Here is a 21,642-nt window from a genome sequence, read left to right as displayed (position 1 = left end):
TCGATGAACAACGCTTCATCCGCTTTAAAAGTCGCGGCCGGCATTTTTTTGACTATCGCATTAATTACGATTGTTGTCATTTTGTTCGTATCTGCCCAGGAAGCCACGAAAACGGCGCAGAACAGCTTTTCCGACATCCAGACGGAATTGTCCCAAGCTTCATTTACCGTCTATGATGACACGACGGTCAGCGGGTCGCAAGTGACGAACGCGCTGCGAAAATTTAAGGATCGAGATCAGTTCGGGATATTGGTGAAAACCGGGAAGAACAGCGGTGGGGAATGGTATGGAGATGTTCTCCTCATCAATGAGCCTGTTTCCTCGGAACGGTATGGATCTGTAAACGGACAAAGCTATGCCGCGATTAGCAACGCTTGGGACGAACGTCTTAATGAATATGTCAATCCTAGCGGCAAATTTAAAGCGTTGGTCGTCAAGGACAGCTCCAACGTAGTCCGCGGATTAATCTTTACGCAAACGACGCTGATTCCATAAGAATCGCGGGTTGGGGGCACAGATCAAGATGTATAATCAGGTGAAAAGTCTAGTTTGGCTGCTCTTTTCTGTCAGTTCTTTTCTAGCTGCAACCCTTTATACCCTTGAAATCGAGAAGGACCAGAACGCTGCCTACGATGCGATTGCCATGCAGCTGCACGGCGTTGGGCGAAGTGTTTATGCTCATGAGGGGAAGGATTCTGTATGGGAAACGGCGGCGAACCTAGGCGATGACGATCTGCTGGAATTGACGAGTGAAAGGGTGACAGGGAATCAAATATTACATCGTCTTCCGGATTGGATCGATCACGGCGTAGTTATCGAAGTGGACGGCGAAATCTTGAATGCCCCCCTGATTGGCCTGCTGGAAGATGAACTGGAGCAAAGCCGATCGCGCGCCGTAACCGTACTAGAGCTACGGGAGGAATATAGCGCGGAACGTATGAAAGATTCTTCTGGAAAAGAAATCCGCGTCATTTTTCGTAGAAAGTAGGTGGCTGGAGATGGTCAATGCCTTGTCCAAAATAACAGCCGCTCTGCTTGCCGTGCTGCTCCTGTTTCTGTTTCCAGCATTGCAAGCGGCGCAACGGCAGGAGGATATCCGGTATTTGGCTGCCTATCGGACATTAGTGCAGTTTACCGATGCGGTTCGGAACAAAGGGATCGTGACGCCAAAGATGTATGAGGATTTTATCCGCGAAATCGAAATCACTGGGGGAGGGTATGAGGTTGAATTGGAACACCGGCATAAAACCTATCATCCGGAATACGGTGATCCGGCCGACCCCTCGTCCTTCCTGAACGACTTTAGCGTCGTCTACGATGCGTTTTATACTTCGGATATTTTGCAGGCTATGTTTCCAACTGGAACGGGGAACAAAGGTGACAACTATGTGCTCCAGGAAGGTGATTTCTTTGCTGTCACGGTTGTTGATCTTTCTCGCAGCCCGTTAGATATTTTATCGGAGTTTTTATATAACGGTGCAGGTAAAGAAAAGCCGTCTCTGCTAACCTATGGAGGTATGGTTCTAAATGAAGATTACTGACTGGGCTGTCATTTTTGTGTTGATCGTCGCTCCGATCTTTTGGCTGAACGGCCAGCGGGTGGAGAATCTGAGGGAAGTGAACCGGCTTGAAACCCGATATACTGCTGCAATGCGCACGGCAGTCCAAGATGCGGCGGTTGCGCTGAATCGAAACGAGCTCCAGCAATTCGAGAGCGGGTACGGATCAGAGAAATGGATGCGTGCGGATAAGGAGCAAGCGCTCGCCGCACTACTTCGAAGTTTATACCTAAACTTTGGGGTCGCTGACGATCCGGTGGGACAACACGCGCTCCTCGGCTATATTCCAGCGGTTGTCGTCATGGATTATGATGGTTACTTTCTGTATTCGGCAGATGCTGAAAGGAACACGGATACATACGCATACCACTGGAGTGACAAAAAAAACTATACATACTCCGATGTTGACGGGAATAGCATCGCCTTGACTTTGGATAGGAAAGTAACAGCGTATGATGCTGCGGCAGACCGCTGGGTTAGCGGGCTGCAATCCGAGATCAAATCGGAAGTTTCCATTCCGCTGTTACAGAGCGATGAGGAATTTGAGGCCGTTCGGCGCGCTACGATCGTCCGCCTCATTGAAGAGGACTTAGCCCGGACGATCCGCCTTCACAATCTGCTCGCCGAGAAACGTGGCGTACACTATACTTTCACGTTGCCGGTCATCCCACAAGAGGACTGGAACAACACGCTGAATGATGTTGGAATTCTGGTATTTCTGCAAGGCATTCCAGTTAGGAATCTTCATTACAACAACTATGCAATAGGTGGGGGGAGGCTGGATCGAACGCCGACGATCCTGGGAGCGGTTGATCCCTCGACAGGGATGAAATACTTCTATCGAGAGTCCTGCTCAAAGGCTCGAGAGTTAGGATACCGTGAGGAAGAGATATTCTCCGGTGAACGTGAGGCAGCTGGAAACGGTTATTATCCGTTGGATTGTCGGACAAGCGGACCGTAAAGAGGAGATACACGTTGACGAAGGGGCCAGCTTTGGGCCGGCCCCTTTGCCAACGACAGAGATTATTTGAAGGAAGCATACCCTTCGTCTGCCATGACGACGCTACCGTTAATGGCACTAGCCTCGTCCAGCGTCAACAAGTAAACGGTATCTGCCACCTGTTCCGGTAATGTCAATTTGTTGCCCATCACTTTGGACTTCATCGAATCGACCATGCCCTTGTCTTTATAACCTTGGATGATCGGAGTATCGACGGCCCCAGGCGCCACAGCAATAACCCGGATACCCCAGTCTGCCATTTCCAGAGCGGCGGATTTGGTCATCATAATTACGGCACCCTTAGAGGCATGGTATGCGAAGGTACCGGGGGAAGCAAGGAAGCCAAACACCGAAGCGGTGTTAATGATGACCCCTTTGATCCCTAGCTCACGCATTTTTTTGCCAGCGGCGATGATGCCGTACGCAACGCCATGCTGGTTCACCTGAATGACGTTATGATAATCGTTTAGATTTTGGTCCAGCACCGGGGTGACCCGGCCAATCCCGGCATTATTGAACATGACATCGATTCTTCCGTAAGTATCCACCGCTTTTTCTACCAAGGCTTCAACATCTTCATACTTAGAAACATCGGTTTTGACGAAGATGGCTTTACCTCCGTTTGCCATAATTTGTTCTGCGACTGCTTGTCCGCCAGCCTCATTAAAATCAGCTACAACGACCCGATCCCCTTTGGAGGCAAATTTGAAAGCGGTTTCTTTACCGATTCCACTAGCTCCCCCGGTCACGATGGCTACTCTGTTTTGTTGCATGAGTACTTCTCCTGCCTCTCTTTGATATTTATGAAGTTCTGTACTATGATTGTAACAAAAGTCATTGTTAAACAAAATTTATATATAATTAGTATCAAATAAGAATTACTTAAGAAGTGGTTCGACCGCAGGGAGGGAATTCCATGAACCTGGAGCAGTTGGAGTATATTGTAGATGTGGCAAAAACAAAATCGCTGACCAAAACGGCCCAAAACGCTCATGTTACTTTATCCGCTGTTAGCCAGTCCATCTCTTTACTGGAATCGGAACTTGGAGTGGTGTTATTTAACCGGTCGCGAGGGGTTGGTGCTGTTCCAACGCCGGAAGGACAGTCGATTATTGGACGAGCTGCAGAGATATTGACCAAACTCGAAGCCCTTCGGTCCGAAGCCAACTCCTACAGTGACAAGCTAAGCGGCGAGTTGATCATCGCAACGATCCCCGGTCCGATGCATTTATTGATGGAGGCGATTGCAGGCTTTAGGAAGGATTACCCTGAGGTCAAGGTCCGTATTTTCGAGCAGGGACCCAAAGAAATTTTGGATGAACTGCAAAGCGGAGGAATCGATCTTGGCTTTATCGCGCTGACATCGGATCTTCTGGCTCAACATAAAACATTACATTTTGAAAAGCTTTTTACCGGTAAAATGGTCGTTGGTGTACCTAAAACTTCATTGCTGGCTCTAGAGCGGTCGATGAAACCGGAGCAGCTTGTCGGATATTCCCTTGTCCTGTATGACGATGAGCATATTCGTCATTACTTAACTACTAGACTCGCAGAATACGGAGAGCCGGATATTTTGTTCGCTACCAACAATGTTCAGGCAATTCAAGGCGCGGTGAGGGAAGGGCTTGCGCTTACGGTTGGAGTGGATTATTCTTTCGAAAGCGGAGGGCAGGCGGATATCGTGCCGGTCGAGCTGGATCTGCCGGATTTTGGGCCGGTGTATTACGGCTGGGTAATCCCTAAAGGCAAACAGGCCTCAGCGATCACCAAATGCTTTATACGCCGGATACAATAAGATTCAAGGATATGAGCAGCGGAGAGGAGATCATGGAAGGTTATGGATAAGGAACATCAAAGGAAACAACCGGATCGTTATTCGCGGCAAAGGTTGTTTACTCCTATAGGCAGTACAGGACAAGACAAGCTTGAGCAGGCGAAGGTACTGGTCGTCGGTGCAGGAGCGCTTGGCACCGGCATCGCTGAAACGCTAGTGCGCGCGGGAGTGGGCCATCTCGTGATCGCCGACCGGGATTACGTGGAATGGAGCAATTTGCAGCGACAACAGTTGTTTTCTGAAGCGGACGCAGCCGAGAGGGTACCTAAAGCGATTGCTGCCCGACAGCGGTTAGCCGCGATCAACAGTCAGGTGCGCATCGATGCCCATGTGATGGATGTCGATCCGGAAGAGTTGGAAGCTTTAATCTCTGGCGTCGATTTGATTATGGATGCGACGGATAATTTCGATACAAGATTGATGATCAATGATATATCGCAAAAATATCGCATTCCGTGGGTTTATGGCGGTTGCGTCGGAAGTTACGGCATTACTTACACGATCTTGCCAGGCGAGACCCCTTGCCTGAATTGCCTCCTGGGTACCGTACCGCTCGGCGGGGATACCTGCGACACGGTCGGTGTCATACCGCCTGCCGTACAGATGGTTGTGGCCCATCAAACAACAGAAGCTCTGAAGCTATTAACCTGGCACCCCGAGACACTTCGCGGTACATTGCTGACCTTTGATCTATGGCGGAACGAGCAAGCTTCAATCAGGGTTGGTTCCGCCAAGCGGGACGACTGCCTTTCCTGTGGAAGCGGAGCTACCTTCCCGTATCTGTCCGCTTCCAGCCATCGGAAAACGGAAGTACTCTGCGGTAGGGATACGGTTCAGATTCGACCGGCCGCTAAACGAAACATTCAACTGCAAGAGATGGCGGATAAGTTGAGCCGATTGCAGGAGGGGACGGTAGAAGTCAACCCGTTTTTGCTTTCCTTTACGATTGGCGAACGTCGGTTGGTCTTGTTTACGGATGGGCGGGCACTAATTCATGGCACGCAAGATCCGGTCGAGGCCAGAACGATCTATGACCGTTATTTAGGTTAAGCCTAACCGAGATTGTATAGCGACGACCGAATGGTTTGCCGCAGGAATGACCATCTTATTAATGAAGAAATAGCAGATGCAGCGTAAGGTGGTCGCGCGATGAAAAGGTACATCATACTTGTGTTGGAGGATCCTGCCGAGGGAGAGCGTATCAAATCCGGGCTGGAGGAAGCCGGTTATCGAATCGGGTGGAGGCAGAACGAAATAGGCGTTCTTCGATGGCTGGAAGAGGACCTTCCGGATTTGCTGCTACTGGGTACGGATTTGCCGAATGATGCCTCGTCTGTCCTTCAGGAGGAAATTGGCCGATTTGCTCCGTTTCCGATCCTACTTTTGCTTAAGGAGTGGAGCTCGGAGGCGGTTGTCGCCGGTTTTGCCCGGGGAGCTAACGACGTGGTTCAGGTTACAATCCCCATGGCTGAACTGTATGCCCGAATTGGCCATTTGATTTCATTGTTCAAACGATTGGGGGATGGCTCCTTAACCGAGTTGTCGTTTGAGGATTTGCGAATGGAACTGCGCAGCCGCAAGGCGTGGAGAGACGGAGAACCTATCAAGTTGACGCCAAAGGAATTCGATTTGCTGCTTTTTCTGTTGAAACGGGCGGGGAAAGTGTGTGGGCGAGAGATGCTCTTACAGCAAGTGTGGGGTTATGATTTTGCAACAGGAACGAATGTGGTAGACGTCTATATCCGTCATTTGCGCAAAAAAATAGATAGCGGTCATACAAAAAAACTGTTGCATACCGTTCGTGGCACCGGATATATGCTTGGTTAAACAGTAAATAACCCGGACATTGGCATGCCAGGTTATCTTCAGGTCAAAAAGCCGCTGCGATCGATTGATCTATGCAACGACTTCTTGATTAAGTAGTATGGGGGGCTTGTCCGACTACAGGACGCGACGGGCCTTCAGATAAGTTCTTTTCCAGTTGCCCGAATTCAGATTGGAGATCGTTACACCTGGTTTACCATAAGTGTGCAGAATCTTTCCGCTACCCATGTAGATCGCCACATGCGTTACGTTTCTCCCGTTAGCCCGGCTGCCGCTGGAGAAGAACACCAAATCGCCAGCTTTCAGATTCGACTTTGAAACGGCATAACCCGCTTTCGCTTGCGCTGAGGACGTACGAGGCAAAGTAACGCCGTACTTTTTGAATACATATTTCGTAAACGAAGAGCAGTCGAATACTCGGGTCGTGGAAATGGATGCACCGAATTTATATGGCGTGCCCAAAAAATTCTTACCGTAGTTTACAACTTGCGATCCTTTAGAAACGGCGGTGCTTGTTGCAGACTGGGCTTGTACAGGTTCAGCCCCGCTAGCAAGCAGCGTACTGAAACCGATGGCGGACGCAAGTCCGACCGTCAATACTTTTTGGAAAAGGGTGCGTTTATTCATGTAGTAGTACCTCCAAAGATATTGTTTTTTGACCGGTTCGTAAATGAAGTATAACAGATTTGTAATCTCCTAAAATATGGTATAATCTCCTAAAATCCATGCGTCCCAACGGTTTGACAGCGATTATTAAAATAACATTAAAGTTTACATTTTTTTAAGATGTAGAGATTTTCCTTTAAAATTGGAATGTAAAAAACCCTTGAAAATTCAAGGGTTTTTCTTTCTTTTCATATTTCATAAAAGGTGCAGAGATGGTTACAAAAATGAAATACATTAAAATGTTAGTCTCGACTTTGAATGATCAGCAGCCACCCCTCGCCGACATGTACCGTTCCGGTGGAAGCGACTAATTGATTGCTTACAGCCAGGGATTGTCCAATTCGGAGAGTGGCGTTATGTAGGGGATACATGAATCCATCGAGCGTAATACCGGTTACGACAGGGGTAAGCGGGAGCAGGGAGACATAGGAGTATCCGCGATCCTCGACTTGAGAGAAGGACCCGCACAATGTGATGTAATTATACTCATCCCAGATGGCACAGGTAATTCCTTGTTCTGCTGCACGAAGCAACATATGCAGATTGGCAAGCGTATGATCCAAGCGGGTTCCAATCACACCGGTTAACACGATTTCTGCAGGGTTTCTCCGTACGGCATGGTCAAAGGCCAGTTCCGTATCTGTTAAATCTTTGTCAACCGGATCGCAAGCTAGAAGTTCAATACTATATGTACGAATACGTTCCAATTCTTCCTCACTGACGGAATCGAAATCGCCTACCGCCAAATCCGGCTTCATTCCATGCTCAACCAAAAATAAGGCTCCACGGTCAGCTCCGATCAGAAAATCGTCCGGACGAACCTCCCGAAGCATTCCCGGATCTAAACGCCCACCGGCAAAAATAAGAACCCGGTTCACGGTCATTTCTATTCCTTCCTCTCACGCAAAAATATCTATTGCTTCAATAGTATAATTCAGATTTTAGGGTTGCACAATTTCACCGTGTGGGCCTACAATGGGGATTAATAAAAGAAGCTGACAGAGAAAGGCAGAGAAGGACGGAAGAGATGCATATCTTTGATATTTTTAGCATCATCGGGACAGTTGCTTTCGCGATGTCCGGCGCGTTCGTGGCCATGGAAGAGGAATATGACATTCTGGGCGTGCTGGTATTGGGTTTGGTCACCGCTTTTGGCGGCGGGATTATCCGCAACGTATTGATTGGCGTCCCGGTTACGACATTATGGGCGCAAGGGGATTTGATATTGCTGGCCGTGTTGTCGGTGTTTGTCGCTTTCGTGCTTCCGATGCCGTGGGTTCGCCACTGGAAGCGGACGGAGGTTTTGTTTGATGCGATCGGTTTGTCGGCTTTTGCCATCCAAGGGGCGTTATACGCGACGGAGATGAAACATCCGATGAGCGCGGTGTTGGTTGCGGCGGTACTAACAGGCATCGGGGGAGGGATTATCCGCGATCTGCTGGCCGGGCGTAAGCCGCTGGTGTTGCGAGACGAAATCTATGCCGTGTGGGCCATGCTGGCGGGGCTGGCGATTGGCATGGGATGGTTTGGGTCGACGGTGGAATTGATTCTGCTGTTTGTTGCCGTGGTCTTTTTCCGGATGCTGTCTGTTCATTATAAATGGAAGTTGCCTAGACGATCTTTGGCAACAGGAGACATTTATATCAGAGCGGAAGCAGATGCGGAGTCAACTCCCGAGCGGGCCATTGTACAAGATCAGACACCTTAAGTTACAGTCAGGCCGAATTGGACAAACACCAAGAGAGGCTGTCCTTAGTAGATGTAGGTTCTACGTTGGGCAGCCTCTGATTTTACAACAGCTTGTAAGCGCTATTTTAAGAAATGTACCATCGCGTCCGGGAGCTCTTGTTGCCAAAATCCCCATAGATGTTTGCCGTCCTTCTCGAAGTAGGCAACTTGGGCACCGCGTTCCTCCAGGAGCGCTTTGGCTCTGCGGTTCAGTTCAACAAAATTATAGGTACCCGTATCGGTAGTATAATGATCCTCCTGCAGTCCCACAATCATGAAGAGCGACAAATAGGAAAGATCGGTCTCTTGAGCAAGGATTTCCAGGGAAGGTTCATAGTAAGCGCCGGACAAACTAATGATTTTGGAAAACAGTTCCGGGTTTTTCATAGCGAGATGGAGAGAGACGGTTGCCCCTAATGAATCTCCGGCCAGCACCCTTTCCGAAGGTTCGCGGCGAACCGGATAATTGCGTTCGATAAAGGGAATAATTTCTTCCGTGAAACAGCGCGTATAGGCTTCAAATCGGTTTCCAAACGGGGCATATTCCTCCGTGCGCACGGCGACGTTCACCTCCACGCCTACAATAATGAAAGGCTCGAGGCCTTCATCCAGAATCAGGCGATTGGCGTGCGTCGCGATACGACCGAAGTTGAAGAATTCCTCGCCGTCCTGACAGTAAATGACGGGATAACTGAGGATTTCGTTGTACCCAGGTGGAAGGTAAACGCGCAGGTAACGCTTTTCCCCTAAGAACTGGCTTTGGATTTCCTCTTTAATGATGGTTCGTTTCAAATAATTCGAATCCGTCATGGTTCTACACACACTCCCGGTTGGATGGATTTTGCTTTTGCCTGTTGAATCAAGTAACATTTACCATGAAATAGAGATAACGATAGCTTACCACAATATGAGTTTGTGTTATACTATTTTTGAAAAACTGTTACATACACAAAGATAAATATATAACACAATAATCCTTAATTCCTTTGACTTCTAGAATGAAACAGGAGTATAATAATTCTATAACAGAGGAACAAGTTAATCAAATTTTCAGTCGAGGTGAAAAAAATGAGCAAGATTCCTTATGAAGTATACACGGAAGAAGTTCAAGCTTTGACCGTGCTCTCGCCAGACGGTGAAATCGTTAACAAAGATAAAGTGCCGGCATTGTCCGACGATCAATTGAAAGAACTGATGTATCGCATGGTATTTACGCGTACCTGGGACGAACGTGCGATCAACTTGGGTCGCCAAGGCCGCCTCGGATTTTATGCACCGGTGTCCGGACAAGAAGCGACCATGGTAGGCAGTGAGTTCGCGCTGGACAAGAACGACTTTGTTTGCCCGGGTTACCGCGATATGCCGCAGCTCGTATGGCATGGTCTCCCGCTGTATCAAGCTTTCCTGTACTCCCGCGGTCATCAACACGGCGGACAAATTCCGGAAGGCGTCAACGTACTTATGCCTCAAATCATTATCGGCGCTCAAGTGTTGCACGCGATGGGGATCGCGATGGGCTTCAAGCTCAAGAAGCAAAAACAAGTGGCCATTACTTATACCGGTGACGGCGGTTCTTCGGAAGGCGATTTCTACGAAGCGCTGAACTACGCTGGAGTATTCAAACTGCCGGTTATTTTCTTCGTGCAAAATAACGGTTATGCCATCACCACACCGTTCGCAAAACAAACCGCAGCCTTGTCGATCGCTCATAAAGCAGTCGCTGCAGGGATCCGCGGCGTGAAAATCGACGGGATGGACGTGTTTGCAGTCATCAGTGCGGTGCAGGAAGCTGCTGAACGCGCTCGTAACGGCGAAGGCGCTACATTGATCGAAGCGGTTACTTACCGGTTCCGTCCGCACTCCCTGTCTGACGATACTTCGAAGTACCGGACGAAGGAAGAAGAAGGACAATGGGGCGAGAAAGATCCAATCGCTCGCTTGGCTAAATATTTGGAGAAGAAAGGTCTTTGGACCGAAGAAGATACCGCTCGGGTGAAAGAAGAAGCGAAAGCAAAAGTCAACGAGCAAATCAAGAAAGCGGAACAAACAGAAAAAATGACAATTCCAGGCCTGATCGACAGCATGTTCGAAAAAACTCCGAAGCACTTGGAAGAGCAAAAGGTCGATTTTCAATAATACGTACGTGTAAACTAGTCTGATCGTTCTATAGAGGAGGATACAAGCAATGGCACAAATGAATATGAAAGAAGCGATTCGCGACGCCATGCGCGTCGAATTGCAACGCGATCCAAACGTTCTGATTTTCGGCGAAGACGTAGGTAATGTCGGTGGGGTGTTCCGCGTAACGGAAGGCCTGCAGAAAGAATTCGGGGAAGAACGCGTCATGGATACGCCGCTGGCGGAATCGGCCATCGGTGGTATGGCGGTAGGTCTGGGGATTCAAGGTTTCCGTCCGATCGCAGAAATCCAGTTTGTCGGTTTTATTTTTGAAGCTTTGGACCAAATTCTCGTACAAGCAGCCCGGATGCGTTACCGTTCCGGCGGACGTTACCACGCTCCCGTCGTATTCCGCACCCCGTTTGGCGGCGGCGTTAAAGCAGCCGAGCTGCATACGGATGCCTTGGAGGGCCTGATCGCCCAAACCCCAGGGATCAAGCTCGTGATTCCTTCGAACCCTTACGACGCGAAGGGACTGTTGATCTCCGCTATTCGCGATAACGATCCAGTCTTCTTTATGGAACACTTGAACCTGTACCATGCCTTCCGTGATGAGGTTCCTGAAGGAGAATACACGATTGAACTGGGTAAAGCCAACATCGTTCGCGAAGGTTCGGATGTAACGATTCTCGCTTATGGCCTCATGGTTCATACAGCTGTTAAAGCAGCGGAAGAATTGGAGAAAACCAAAGGCATCAAAGCCGAAGTCATTGACCTGCGTACGCTCGTGCCGCTGGACATCGATACGATTGTTGCCTCGGTGAAGAAGACAAATCGCGCCATCATTGTTCAAGAAGCGCAAAAATCGGCCGGCATCGCAGCGGAAGTCATCGCGCAAATCAACGAGAAAGCGATTCTGCACCTTGAAGCTCCTGTCCTTCGCATCGCTCCGCCGGATACCATATATCCGTTCGCGCAAATCGAAGACCAATGGCTACCGTCCCCGGCTCGCGTGATCGAGGGCGTTAACAAAGTGCTTGAATTCTAAATCGAAGAACAAAATAGGAGGTCTTTCCTGTGGCTAAGTTTGAATATCGGTTCCCTGAACTGGGCGAAGGCTTGCATGAAGGTGAAATCATCAAAATGCATGTCAAGCCAGGGGACAAAGTAACAGATGAAGATATCATCATGGAGGTACAAAACGACAAAGCCGTCGTTGAAGTGCCGTGTCCTGTTAATGGTGTAGTACAAGAAGTGTTCGGTAAAGACGGCGCCGTATTCCGCGTAGGCGATGTCGTAGCCGTGATCGAAGCCGAAGGCGATCTTCCCGAACAAGAAGGAGCTCCGGCTCCAGCTGCAGAGGCAAGCGCTCCGGTTGCTACGGCAGCAGCTCCTGCTCCTCAAGCGGCAGCTTCCTCATCCAAATTCGAATACCGGTTCCCTGAACTGGGCGAAGGTTTGCATGAAGGCGAAATTATCAAAATGCACATCAAACCAGGCGATAAGGTTACGGACGAAGATATCATCATGGAAGTGCAAAATGATAAAGCCGTCGTTGAAGTACCTTGTCCGGTGAACGGTACGGTTCTTGAAGTATTCGGAAAAGACGGCGCGATCTTCCGCGTTGGAGACGTTGTAGCTGTTATTGATGCAGAAGGCGATGTGCCAGAACAAGCCGCTGCTCCAGAACAAGCGCATGACGCACCTAAGGCCGCTGCTGGTGCGCCGGCTGCAGCCGCAGCTCCGGTCGCTCCAAACCGTGAGATTCTCGCTACCCCTAGCGTACGTAAATATGCTCGTGAACAAGGTGTGAATTTGTCCCAAGTTCCAGGTACAGGGAAAGCCGGGAAAATCACGAGAGAAGACGTCGACAACTTCAAGAAAGGCGGAGCTGCCGCCGCTGCTCCAGCCCAAGCTGCAGCACCTGCACAAGCCGCGGCTCCAGCCGCAGCAGCCAAAGCTCCAGCCGCTGCTGCACCAACAGCGATTTCTACGGACGGCGAAGAAGAACGCGTACCGTTTAAAGGCATTCGCAAAGCGATTTCCAATGCGATGGTTAAATCGGCTTACACCGCGCCTCATGTTACCATCATGGACGAAGTGGATGTCACCGAATTGGTCGCTTTCCGTACGCGGATGAAACCGATCGCCGAGAAGAAAGGCATTAAGGTTACTTATCTTCCATTCATCGTGAAAGCTTTGGTTGCCGCATCCCGTCAATTCCCGGCTCTGAATGCTTCGATTGATGAAGTTAACAATGAGATCGTGTATAAGAAATTCTATAACATCGGGATTGCAACGGACACCGATAATGGTCTGATCGTTCCCGTGATCAAAGACGCGGATCGGAAGAGCATTTGGATGATCGCCGAAGCCATTAAGGACCTGGCAGCCCGTGGCCGTGAAGGCAAACTGGCAGCGAACGAGATGAAAGGCAGCACGATTTCGATCACAAACATCGGTTCTGCCGGCGGTATGTTCTTTACGCCAATCATCAACTATCCTGAAGTTGCGATCCTTGGAACCGGCCGGATCAGTGAGAAACCGGTTGTCAAAAACGGCGAAATTGTTGTCGCTCCGGTGATGGCTTTGTCCCTCAGCTTTGACCACCGTCTGATCGACGGCGCGACGGCGCAAAACTTTATGAACTATATCAAACAGCTGCTCGCGAATCCTGAGCTGCTCGTTATGGAGGTGTAATCAATGGTAGTAGGAGATGCTTCTCTAGATATTGATACATTAGTTGTCGGTGCAGGTCCCGGCGGATATGTGGCGGCCATTCGTGCCGCCCAGCTCGGGCAAAAGGTGATCATCGTTGACAAATCGGAGCTTGGCGGCGTCTGCTTGAACCGCGGTTGTATCCCGTCCAAAGCGCTGATCTCGGCCGCTCACCAATACGAGTCCGCTCAACATGCCGATGCCTTCGGGATTACGGCAGAGAACGTGAAAGTGGACTTCAAGAAAACGCAAGAATTCAAGAACGGCGTTGTCAAGAAGATGACCCAAGGCGTTGGCGGCTTGCTTAAAGGTAACAAGGTCGAAGTTTTCAGCGGTGAAGTGATGTTCATCAACGAAAACGAAGCTCGTGCGTTCAACGAGCACGAATCGCCGCGTTACCGCTTCAAGCATTGCATTCTGGCTACCGGTTCCCGCCCGATCGAGCTGAAACCTTTCCCGTTTGGCGGACGCATCTTGTCCTCGACAGAAGCGCTTGAGCTGCAAGAAATTCCGAGCAGCCTTGTCGTCATCGGCGGCGGTTATATCGGCGCTGAGCTTGGCCAAATGTTCTCCAAGTTTGGCACCAAAGTAACGATCATCGAAGGTATGGATACCGTATTGCCAGGCTTCGACAAAGACATGACCCGTCTGGTTGCCAAGAACATGGCGAAGACCGGCATCGAAATCGTAACGAACGCTAAAGCCGAAAGCGCGGAACAAACCGATAAGAACGTAACGGTGAAATATTCCGTGAACGGCGAAAGTAAAGAAGTCACTGCCGACTACCTGCTGGTGACCGTTGGCCGTCGTCCAAACACTGATGGCGATCTGGGTCTGGATCTGGCTGGCGTGGAGTTGACTGACCGTGGTTTGGTCAAAGTTGACCATCAAGGACGCACCAGCAACCCGAACATCTTTGCGATCGGCGATATCGTGGCTGGCCCTGCGCTTGCACACAAAGCTTCCTACGAAGGAAAAGTGGCGGCCGAAGCGATCGCAGGACTTCCTTCCGTGGTGGATTACAAAGCAATCCCAGCGGTTGTCTTTACGGATCCAGAATGCTCTAGCGTAGGTCTGACGGAGTCGGAAGCGAAAGACAAAGGCTTTAAGGTCAAAGCCGGCAAGTTCCCATTCGCAGGCAATGGTCGCGCAACTTCCTTGAATCAGCCTGAAGGCTTCATCAAGATCGTGGCGAACGCAGATAACAACGTGGTGCTCGGCGCGCAAATCGTCGGGATCGAAGCTTCCAACTTGATCGCTGAGCTGGGCCTTGCGGTTGAAATGGGGGCAACACTCGAAGACATCTCGTTGACCATTCACGCTCACCCGACCTTGGGCGAAATCGTAATGGAAACGGCCGAGTTGGTTGAAGGTCATCCTATTCACGTAATTTCTCGCTAATTTTAGCGATTTTATCTCCCACTCCTCCTAAGAGTGGATCAACTCCTAAGTCTATTGGGCAAGGCCGTGTTCACGGTCTTGCCCTTTTTTTGTGCGGGGTTGGTCAAGTTATTTCGGTTGGATTAAGCGAAAAGCTGTTATTTTACCCCGAGCCGCATGCGATAACAGAATAGGATGTTGCGAGCTTCAGCCCCGAAAGCTTGATTCACTTGTTCGCGGAATTGCTCAGCAGCAGAAAGTATTTCGTTCGCCCCTAATTTTAAAGCGGTTTGCAAACCCCCTTGACTGAGGGCCAGATTCGCATATCGATCGGCGTCACAACTCTCCCAATGGTGAAATACGATCTCTCGTGAATAGTGGAAGAGGCCGCTCTTGCGGATTTGCTGCAGATGCTGGTCTTTAGGCCACTTGTACGCTTCTTTGTCGTTGTCGATCAGTTCGCTTGCGCGTTTTTCGGCGAAATCGACGAGTTGTATGTATGCCTGCTCGAGCTCAGGGCTGGCGGCCGGCGGCCAATCGCAATCGTAAGCAGCAAATATGCCTCCAGGGCGCAGCACTCTGGCGAACTCCTGGAGCGTTGGTTGAGGGTCCATCCAATGGAAGGATTGAGAGCAGGTGACGAGATCTACGGAGGAGGGCTCCAACGGCAATTCGGTGGACAAACCCTTGACGAATTGAAGCTGCGCTGGGCAGTTGCTTTCCCGCCAGCGATTCATTGCTACGGCGCGCATATCGTCGTTAGGCTCGATCCCAATGATTTGCTTCGCATGATTTAGCCAGGCAAAAGAGGAGAGGCCCGTACCGCAGCCAACATCCGCAACTATTTCCGGAGAACGGCCCAAAACCATCGATATAATACGGATGACTTCGACCGGCGCCTTGGGGCGGTTTTGATCGTAGAGTTCGCTGAACCCGTTGAATCGATCAATGTTATTTCGGCTAACCTGTTGACTCATATGTCGATCTCCTTTTCGCTCGAAAGATAGGTGTTCGTACCGATTATACAGCAAAATGAGCTTGGGCTAAAAAAAGGGGTTCCTGGTCAAATCGACCAAGAACCCCTTTTACAAATTAGATGAATAGATTAATTCCCGATTGGTCGGCCTTACCCAAGTAGTAACCGACTCCGCCGATTTTGACCCCGTCGATCAACTCTTCCTGGCGGATGCCCATCAGATCCATCGACATTTGGCAGGCGACGATTTCGACGCCTTGGTTGATGGCACTGGCCATGAGTTCTTCTAGGGAGGAAACGTTGTTATTTTTCATCACGCCACGAATCATCTTGGCTCCCATCCCAAGCATGTTCATGCGGGAGAGAGACAACTTATGGCTGCCGTGCGGCATCATCGCACCGAACATGCGACCGATGAAGGTTTTGGCGACGGGGACCTTCTCCGATTTACGGAGAATATTCAGCCCCCAGAAGGTGAAGAATAACGTCACTTTCTTGCCGCTGGCCGCGGCGCCATTGGCGATGATAAATGAGGCAATCGCCTTATCCAGGTCACCGCTAAATACAATCATCGTTGAGCCTTCCGGCGTTGTTGTCGGTTGAACCGAAGTGTCGCCAAGCCGGACCGGGTCTTCCTTGCAAATATAGGCTTCGATCATCCCGTTCGCATTCTTGGTAACCTGGAGCATACGGTGTTTGGACATGGTCGCCCATGCCTGCACATCCTCATAGAATCCAGGGTCAGAGGCGGTCACGTGCAGAACCTGTCCGGCTTCCAAACGATCCATGGATTGTTTGACCTGAATCAGTGGACCGGGGCAGCACAAACCGCAAGCATCAAGCTCCGCATCGGCATGCAGTTTGGAATCACCGGACACTTGGCTTGTTGCCGGAGCTACCGAAGCTGCGGCGATTTCTGCTTTTGCCACACGATCAACGGGGCAATCCGGGGAATCGGACCGACCCGGCTGGTAATTAGCCATTTGATAGAGCTTGTAACCTCCAGTCAAATTGCGAACCTTATAGCCTTTTTGCTGCAGAATTCGTGAAGCGGTATACCCGCGCAACCCGACTTGGCAGTAAACCCAAATCTCCTTGTCCCGATCTAGTTCATTCAGGCGATCACGCAATTCGTCAACCGGGATCAGCAGGGAGTCAGGGATATGTCCGTTGGCATGCTCCATCTCAGAACGAACATCGACCAACTGGGTCGTTTGCACGTCCCGGGTTGTCAAATCCTGCGGGACGAACAACCGAACGCGTCCGCTTAATACGTTCTCCGCAGTATAAGCGGCCATGTTCACCGGATCCTTTGCTGAAGAGTACGGAGGGGCGTAGGCCAATTCCAGTTCCGTCAAATCCGTTACCGTCCCCCGGAAACGAATCACCGTCGCGATATCATCGATCCGTTTATCTACCCCGTCATATCCGACAGCCTGCGCGCCTAGCACGGTACCGTCAGGATTAAATAACAGCTTGATCGATAGGGGGGTGGCGCCGGGATAGTAAGAAGCATGAGAATTGGGATGAACCACCGTGACATGATAAGGGATCCCTAACCGCTGGAGCGTTCTCTCATTGTTCCCCGTGGCCGCTCCGGTAAGACCAAAGACTTTGATAATGGACGTGCCTTGCGAGCCTTTATATGTGGTTCCAAGACCACAGACATTGTCCGCAGCGATACGCCCCTGCTTGTTGGCAGGACCAGCCAGCGGAATTGCTGTTTTGGAACCATTAACAAAATCAACGACTTCAACCGCATCCCCAACGGCATAAATATCCGGAATGCTAGTTTCCAGTTTGTCGTTTACAACAATATGGCCTCTTGGCCCCAGTTCCAAGCCGGTTTCTTTCAGAAAAGCTGTATCCGGTGTAACTCCAATCGCCAAAATTACGATATCAGCCGATAATTCACGCTCGTCCGAAGTATGCACCTTAATGTAGTTACCTTGTTCTGTAAACGAGGTGACGGTCTGCGACATTAAAAGGTTAACGCCATGGTCCTCCAGTTCCTTGGCAAGGACTCCTGACATCTCGGCGTCAAATGGCGCGAGAATTTGCGGACCGCCTTCGATCAACGTGACCTCAAGCCCGATTTCTCGCAAGTTCTCGGCCATTTCCACGCCAATAAATCCGCCGCCAATGACGATGGCGGAAGAAGCGCGTTCTTCGACAACGCGACGTTTGATACGGTCCGTATCCGGAATATTCCGCAGCGTATGGATTCGGCTGCTTTCAATGCCGGGGAGATTTGGTCGGATGGGTTTCGCGCCGGGCGACAAAATCACCGCATCATAGCTTTCTCGATATTCGCCGCGCTCTTTGCTGCGGACTAGTGCCGTTTTGCTGGTAGGATCGATTCCAATTACTTCGCTCTCGGTGCGGACATCGATGTTAAAGCGACGATGCATTGCTTCCGGTGTCTGGACCAGCAGTTTTGATCGATCCTTGATCGAATCACCGATATAGTAGGGGAGCCCACAGTTGGCAAAGGAAATATAAGGGTCCCGTTCGAACATGACGATATGGGCTTCTTCATCCAAGCGACGAAGTCTGGCGGCCGCAGAGGCACCGCCGGCAACACCGCCGACAATTAATACTTTTTTGCTCATCGTTTATTGTTCCTCCTCGAACAGATGGCGAACTAGCTTAATGACTTTTTCATTCGCCAACTGATAATTAACTTCCAAACCGCTGCGTTCGGATTCGACGATCCCTAAACTGCGCAGCTTCTGCAGGTGCTGGGATACGGTCGATTGCGGCAGTTCCAAACATTCCTGCATGTACGTCACGTTGCATTGCTTCTTGTCCAGCAAGCCGCGGACGATGCATAATCGTACCGGATGTGCCAGAGCTTTCAACATTTCCGCAGCTTCCTGATAGGCTTTGAAATTGTTATCCATGAAAGTTCACCTCGGTTTCCTGATAATCATTATATCCTAATATTACGATATAGCAATATGAAATGCAAAATAGGTTGCTGCCAATCTTTACAATTCAGTGAGATTTCTACAATAATCAGATGAATAGGCAAAAGATGGGGAGGTTTATCGTTGTGCGAAAAACAGGCATACTTCTGCTGATGATCCTGACACTATCCGGCTGTATCCAAAGGGAAGATCAAGAAGTTCTGATTGAAAGGGAGACCCCGGTTCAACTCGAACCCGGTCCACTTGACAATGGAGAGGTAAATGAAATGGAGACACCTGATCCTGCCATACCTTCTGAACCGGGAGGTGAGGTTGATGTGGACCGTCTGAGTCAGGTATTTGGTTTTGCCGATGAAAATGGACGACGCTTGTTGGTTAGCGGATCAGAGGATATATCTAAGGAAACGCTATCAGGGATGACTCAGGCCATTGGCGAGAAAGGGAGCTTGATTTCCGTCGTCTATGAAGGTTGGCAGGAGGGGGACGACGCCAACACCGGAAGGGACACGACTCCCAATTTCTCGCATTTGCCGGGGCATATCTTTGCCGTTACCGAAGGTGTGGCACAACCCAATGCCACCTATTATTTCTTTCAGAGTGAGCAGATTCCGCTGGATTCTTTGCTTCCGATCACGTTCGACGGCCAAGTGGAATTGGATTCCGACCTGGGGGAACAAATTGAGAAAGAAAAAGGCCGAGACATTCACCAATTATGGCGGTTAGCAACTCTAGGCGGAGAAGCTGAACTTGATTTGGCTTTATTTCGTCCAGACGGCCCGGATCACCTGTTTTGTATCATTCTAAAACAGGGCGATAACTTGGCCGTCCTGGACTTTCCTGCAACAACAGAAGACTCTTACAGTGTCTGGCGCGTAGATGACCAAGGGGAGATCGCACCCCATCACTTTACTTTTCTGTTTGCGGCCAGAACCTCTGAGCAGGGAATTCTCATCGGTATGGAGTGGCATGGGACGGAAGGAATGAATACGCTCCTTCTTCACGGTACAGAGAAACGTTTAGTTAAGCTCGAAACCCGTTACGGACGCTACACGTCTCCATGACCAGATCAACATCGCTTAAGGGAGTTTGGCGGCAGCAAGAGTAACGTTTTGGGCGATATGCCGCTCCCACTCGTACACTTTCGTTAAAGATGCGTGAATGGCTTTGGTTTGATCATAAACGGTCTTTAGCTCAAGGGCTGCAACGATAGCGTCGCCTCGCTTCACGCTGGCTTTGTATCGTTTATCCGCCGCCGAAAGGTGTTTTCGCGCGGCGGCGACGGATTTGTTTTCGGCGGTGATCCGCTTTTTTAACGTCTGCACCGGAACCAGGGCATCTTTAACGACTTTCGCTTTGGCGGTCTTGGACTTCTTCGCGGCTGAGAGCGCCTCCTTCTTAGCTTTAATCTCCGCCGAAGCGGATGTTGCCGCAGGCTTCAATTGATTACGTTTCAATTCCAGCATATCCGCGGATTTCTTATCCTTGCGTTTCTTAGCTGCCGTCACCTGTTTGCCCAATGAGGCGTATTGTTCTAACAAAGGAGCGTGCTTGCGCTGCAGCGCCTCGGTTTCCTGGGTCAGACGGGTAACCGTCGTTTGATCGATCGCTCTGATCTTCGCATTTAACGCAGACAAAGCGTCGTTGTTCTTCTTGCGCAGCGCCGAGATTTCAAGACTCTCCTGCTTCACCAGCGTTTGTACGGCCGTCAAACCGTCATACACCGCATCGATCCCGTCTAAAGCCGCATCCCAAGAGCTAGCTGCAACCAACTGTCGATTTCCACCCAACATCATGGAAAGCATGATTACCGCAAGTAAGGACATTTTCATCGGTTGTCTCCAATTCACGAACCATCATCTCCTAACGAAACTCATTTTCCACCCCTAATGACAACGCAAAAAAAGCACCTCCAAGACAGGCTTTGACGCCTACCTTGCGAGGTGCTTCACTCGCATTGTTCTATTAAGATATGGTTCTCTTACTATAACCTTCCATACTCAGGATGTCAAGAAGCGATACGAACAAGCATTCTTGTCACGAAGCTCCGGAAGTCTGATATAATAGGATGGATTATAGACCAAGGTGACGGGGTGTAGACGATGAGAAATTATTTGAATTTGCTGGAGGATGTTCTAAAGAACGGGACACCTAAAGAGGACCGGACCGGCGTCGGGACGCGCTCTGTATTTGGCCGTCAGCTTCGCTTCGATTTAAGCGAGGGCTTCCCCCTGGTAACGACCAAGCGGATCCATTTGAAATCGGTAATCCATGAGCTGCTATGGTTTTTGCGCGGCGATACGAATATAGCTTATCTCAAAGAGCATGGCGTACGCATCTGGGACGAGTGGGCGGATGAGAACGGCGACCTTGGACCCGTATATGGATCGCAATGGCGTTCCTGGGAAGCGCCAGACGGTCGGAAGATCGATCAAATTACTTCCGTCGTAGAAGCAATCAAGAAGAATCCCGATTCGCGCCGCCATCTGGTCAGCGCATGGAATGTGGCCGAGGTAGATCAAATGAAACTGCCGCCATGCCACTTTGTCTTTCAATTTTATGTGGCGGACGGGAAGTTGTCCTGCATGTTGACGATGCGTTCGGTGGATACGTTTCTTGGTCTGCCATTCAACATCGCAAGTTACGCATTGCTCACACATATGATCGCCCAGCAATGCGATCTTGAAGTTGGTGAATTTATTTGGTCCGGTGGGGATGTTCATATTTACAACAATCATGTCGAGCAGGTGCAAACCCAATTGGAGCGTGAGCCTTATCCGTTGCCGAAGCTGGTGATCAAACGCAAACCAGATTCGATTTTTGACTACGTGTATGAGGATTTCGAATTTGTTGATTATCAGTTCCATCCAACGATTAAAGCAACGGTTGCCGTTTAAATTCAACAAGTTAGG

Annotated in this window: 22 protein-coding genes; 14 read left to right on the top strand and 8 right to left on the bottom strand. The window is 50.0% G+C overall.

What is annotated here, in order from left to right; translation table 11 throughout:
* Positions 1 to 3 precede the first annotated feature (3 nt).
* From MKZ15_RS12475 to MKZ15_RS12460, 4 genes are read left to right on the top strand one after another with little or no spacing between them, the layout of a single operon-like run.
* Positions 4 to 495: an ABC transporter permease gene (locus MKZ15_RS12475; RefSeq protein ID WP_155605881.1), complete on the top strand. Its 492-nt coding sequence runs from the start codon at positions 4 to 6 to the stop codon at positions 493 to 495.
* Positions 496 to 523: 28 nt separating this feature from the next.
* Positions 524 to 988: a hypothetical protein gene (locus MKZ15_RS12470; protein ID WP_339816389.1), complete on the top strand. Its 465-nt coding sequence runs from the start codon at positions 524 to 526 to the stop codon at positions 986 to 988.
* A gap of 10 nt (positions 989 to 998) precedes the next feature.
* A complete protein-coding gene (locus MKZ15_RS12465) occupies positions 999 to 1,541 on the top strand; it encodes a hypothetical protein (protein ID WP_339816388.1) in 543 nt (180 codons plus the stop codon).
* Entirely contained in the window at positions 1,528 to 2,520 is a 993-nt protein-coding gene (locus MKZ15_RS12460) for a hypothetical protein (RefSeq protein ID WP_339816387.1), read from the top strand. Before MKZ15_RS12465 ends, MKZ15_RS12460 begins: the two co-directional genes overlap by 14 nt.
* Positions 2,521 to 2,582: 62 nt before the next feature.
* Here the strand turns inward: MKZ15_RS12460 and MKZ15_RS12455 are convergent, their stop codons facing one another.
* Positions 2,583 to 3,332, bottom strand: a complete 750-nt coding sequence (locus MKZ15_RS12455; RefSeq protein WP_155605885.1) for an SDR family oxidoreductase — start codon at positions 3,330 to 3,332, stop codon at positions 2,583 to 2,585.
* 143 nt (positions 3,333 to 3,475) lie between these two features.
* On the opposite strand from MKZ15_RS12455, the gene MKZ15_RS12450 reads away from it, so the two are divergent.
* The 3 genes from MKZ15_RS12450 to MKZ15_RS12440 all read left to right on the top strand — a co-directional run bounded on the left by MKZ15_RS12450 (position 3,476) and on the right by MKZ15_RS12440 (position 6,220).
* The gene (locus tag MKZ15_RS12450) at positions 3,476 to 4,354 is read left to right on the top strand and encodes a LysR family transcriptional regulator (RefSeq protein WP_193416181.1); all 879 of its coding nucleotides are present in this window, start codon (positions 3,476 to 3,478) and stop codon (positions 4,352 to 4,354) included.
* A 42-nt stretch (positions 4,355 to 4,396) separates the two neighbouring features.
* The gene (locus MKZ15_RS12445) at positions 4,397 to 5,443 is read left to right on the top strand and encodes a MoeB/ThiF family adenylyltransferase (protein ID WP_339816386.1); all 1,047 of its coding nucleotides are present in this window, start codon (positions 4,397 to 4,399) and stop codon (positions 5,441 to 5,443) included.
* Positions 5,444 to 5,542: 99 nt separating this feature from the next.
* Complete coding sequence (locus tag MKZ15_RS12440; protein ID WP_193416183.1) at positions 5,543 to 6,220, top strand: response regulator transcription factor; 678 nt, start codon at positions 5,543 to 5,545, stop codon at positions 6,218 to 6,220.
* Positions 6,221 to 6,334: 114 nt separating this feature from the next.
* Here the strand turns inward: MKZ15_RS12440 and MKZ15_RS12435 are convergent, their stop codons facing one another.
* Together MKZ15_RS12435 and MKZ15_RS12430 are read right to left on the bottom strand one after the other, a co-directional pair.
* The gene (locus MKZ15_RS12435) at positions 6,335 to 6,844 is read right to left on the bottom strand and encodes a C40 family peptidase (RefSeq protein ID WP_339816385.1); all 510 of its coding nucleotides are present in this window, start codon (positions 6,842 to 6,844) and stop codon (positions 6,335 to 6,337) included.
* Between the two features lie 281 nt (positions 6,845 to 7,125).
* On the bottom strand, positions 7,126 to 7,767 hold the full coding sequence (locus MKZ15_RS12430; protein ID WP_213622990.1) for a thiamine diphosphokinase: 642 nt from the start codon (positions 7,765 to 7,767) through the stop codon (positions 7,126 to 7,128).
* Between the two features lie 143 nt (positions 7,768 to 7,910).
* On the opposite strand from MKZ15_RS12430, the gene MKZ15_RS12425 reads away from it, so the two are divergent.
* The gene (locus tag MKZ15_RS12425; RefSeq protein WP_155605891.1) at positions 7,911 to 8,591 is read left to right on the top strand and encodes a trimeric intracellular cation channel family protein; all 681 of its coding nucleotides are present in this window, start codon (positions 7,911 to 7,913) and stop codon (positions 8,589 to 8,591) included.
* Between the two features lie 101 nt (positions 8,592 to 8,692).
* On the opposite strand, the gene MKZ15_RS12420 is transcribed toward MKZ15_RS12425, so the two are convergent.
* Complete coding sequence (locus MKZ15_RS12420) at positions 8,693 to 9,421, bottom strand: alpha/beta hydrolase-fold protein (protein ID WP_213622991.1); 729 nt, start codon at positions 9,419 to 9,421, stop codon at positions 8,693 to 8,695.
* A 258-nt stretch (positions 9,422 to 9,679) separates the two neighbouring features.
* Between MKZ15_RS12420 and pdhA the strand changes: the two genes are divergently transcribed.
* The 4 genes from pdhA to lpdA are packed head-to-tail and all read left to right on the top strand — an operon-like array spanning position 9,680 to position 14,848.
* Complete coding sequence (gene pdhA, locus MKZ15_RS12415) at positions 9,680 to 10,747, top strand: pyruvate dehydrogenase (acetyl-transferring) E1 component subunit alpha (RefSeq protein ID WP_339816384.1); 1,068 nt, start codon at positions 9,680 to 9,682, stop codon at positions 10,745 to 10,747.
* A 49-nt stretch (positions 10,748 to 10,796) separates the two neighbouring features.
* Positions 10,797 to 11,777 (top strand): alpha-ketoacid dehydrogenase subunit beta, encoded by a 981-nt coding sequence (locus MKZ15_RS12410; RefSeq protein ID WP_155605894.1) that lies wholly within the window; start codon positions 10,797 to 10,799, stop codon positions 11,775 to 11,777.
* A 29-nt stretch (positions 11,778 to 11,806) separates the two neighbouring features.
* Complete coding sequence (locus tag MKZ15_RS12405) at positions 11,807 to 13,429, top strand: 2-oxo acid dehydrogenase subunit E2 (RefSeq protein WP_339816383.1); 1,623 nt, start codon at positions 11,807 to 11,809, stop codon at positions 13,427 to 13,429.
* A 3-nt stretch (positions 13,430 to 13,432) separates the two neighbouring features.
* Complete coding sequence (gene lpdA, locus MKZ15_RS12400) at positions 13,433 to 14,848, top strand: dihydrolipoyl dehydrogenase (RefSeq protein ID WP_155605895.1); 1,416 nt, start codon at positions 13,433 to 13,435, stop codon at positions 14,846 to 14,848.
* A gap of 137 nt (positions 14,849 to 14,985) precedes the next feature.
* On the opposite strand, the gene MKZ15_RS12395 is transcribed toward lpdA, so the two are convergent.
* From MKZ15_RS12395 to MKZ15_RS12385, 3 genes are all read right to left on the bottom strand, one after another.
* On the bottom strand, positions 14,986 to 15,804 hold the full coding sequence (locus MKZ15_RS12395) for a class I SAM-dependent methyltransferase (RefSeq protein WP_339816382.1): 819 nt from the start codon (positions 15,802 to 15,804) through the stop codon (positions 14,986 to 14,988).
* Between the two features lie 115 nt (positions 15,805 to 15,919).
* Positions 15,920 to 18,415 (bottom strand): FAD-dependent oxidoreductase, encoded by a 2,496-nt coding sequence (locus MKZ15_RS12390; RefSeq protein ID WP_339816381.1) that lies wholly within the window; start codon positions 18,413 to 18,415, stop codon positions 15,920 to 15,922.
* Positions 18,416 to 18,418: 3 nt separating this feature from the next.
* A complete protein-coding gene (locus MKZ15_RS12385) occupies positions 18,419 to 18,706 on the bottom strand; it encodes a metalloregulator ArsR/SmtB family transcription factor (RefSeq protein ID WP_155605898.1) in 288 nt (95 codons plus the stop codon).
* A 152-nt stretch (positions 18,707 to 18,858) separates the two neighbouring features.
* On the opposite strand from MKZ15_RS12385, the gene MKZ15_RS12380 reads away from it, so the two are divergent.
* A complete protein-coding gene (locus tag MKZ15_RS12380; RefSeq protein WP_339816380.1) occupies positions 18,859 to 19,794 on the top strand; it encodes a hypothetical protein in 936 nt (311 codons plus the stop codon).
* A 15-nt stretch (positions 19,795 to 19,809) separates the two neighbouring features.
* Here the strand turns inward: MKZ15_RS12380 and MKZ15_RS12375 are convergent, their stop codons facing one another.
* A complete protein-coding gene (locus tag MKZ15_RS12375; RefSeq protein WP_339816379.1) occupies positions 19,810 to 20,580 on the bottom strand; it encodes a hypothetical protein in 771 nt (256 codons plus the stop codon).
* Positions 20,581 to 20,832: 252 nt separating this feature from the next.
* Here MKZ15_RS12375 and thyA point away from each other — a divergent pair, with 252 nt between their 5' ends.
* Positions 20,833 to 21,627, top strand: a complete 795-nt coding sequence (gene thyA, locus MKZ15_RS12370; protein ID WP_155605900.1) for a thymidylate synthase — start codon at positions 20,833 to 20,835, stop codon at positions 21,625 to 21,627.
* The last annotated feature ends 15 nt before the right edge of the window (positions 21,628 to 21,642 follow it).

The organism is Paenibacillus sp. FSL R7-0216 (assembly GCF_037969915.1).
GTDB lineage: Bacteria > Bacillota > Bacilli > Paenibacillales > Paenibacillaceae > Fontibacillus > Fontibacillus rhizolycopersici.
Note: the sequence above shows the minus strand (reverse complement) of the source record. Positions and strands in the feature narration are given on the sequence as shown.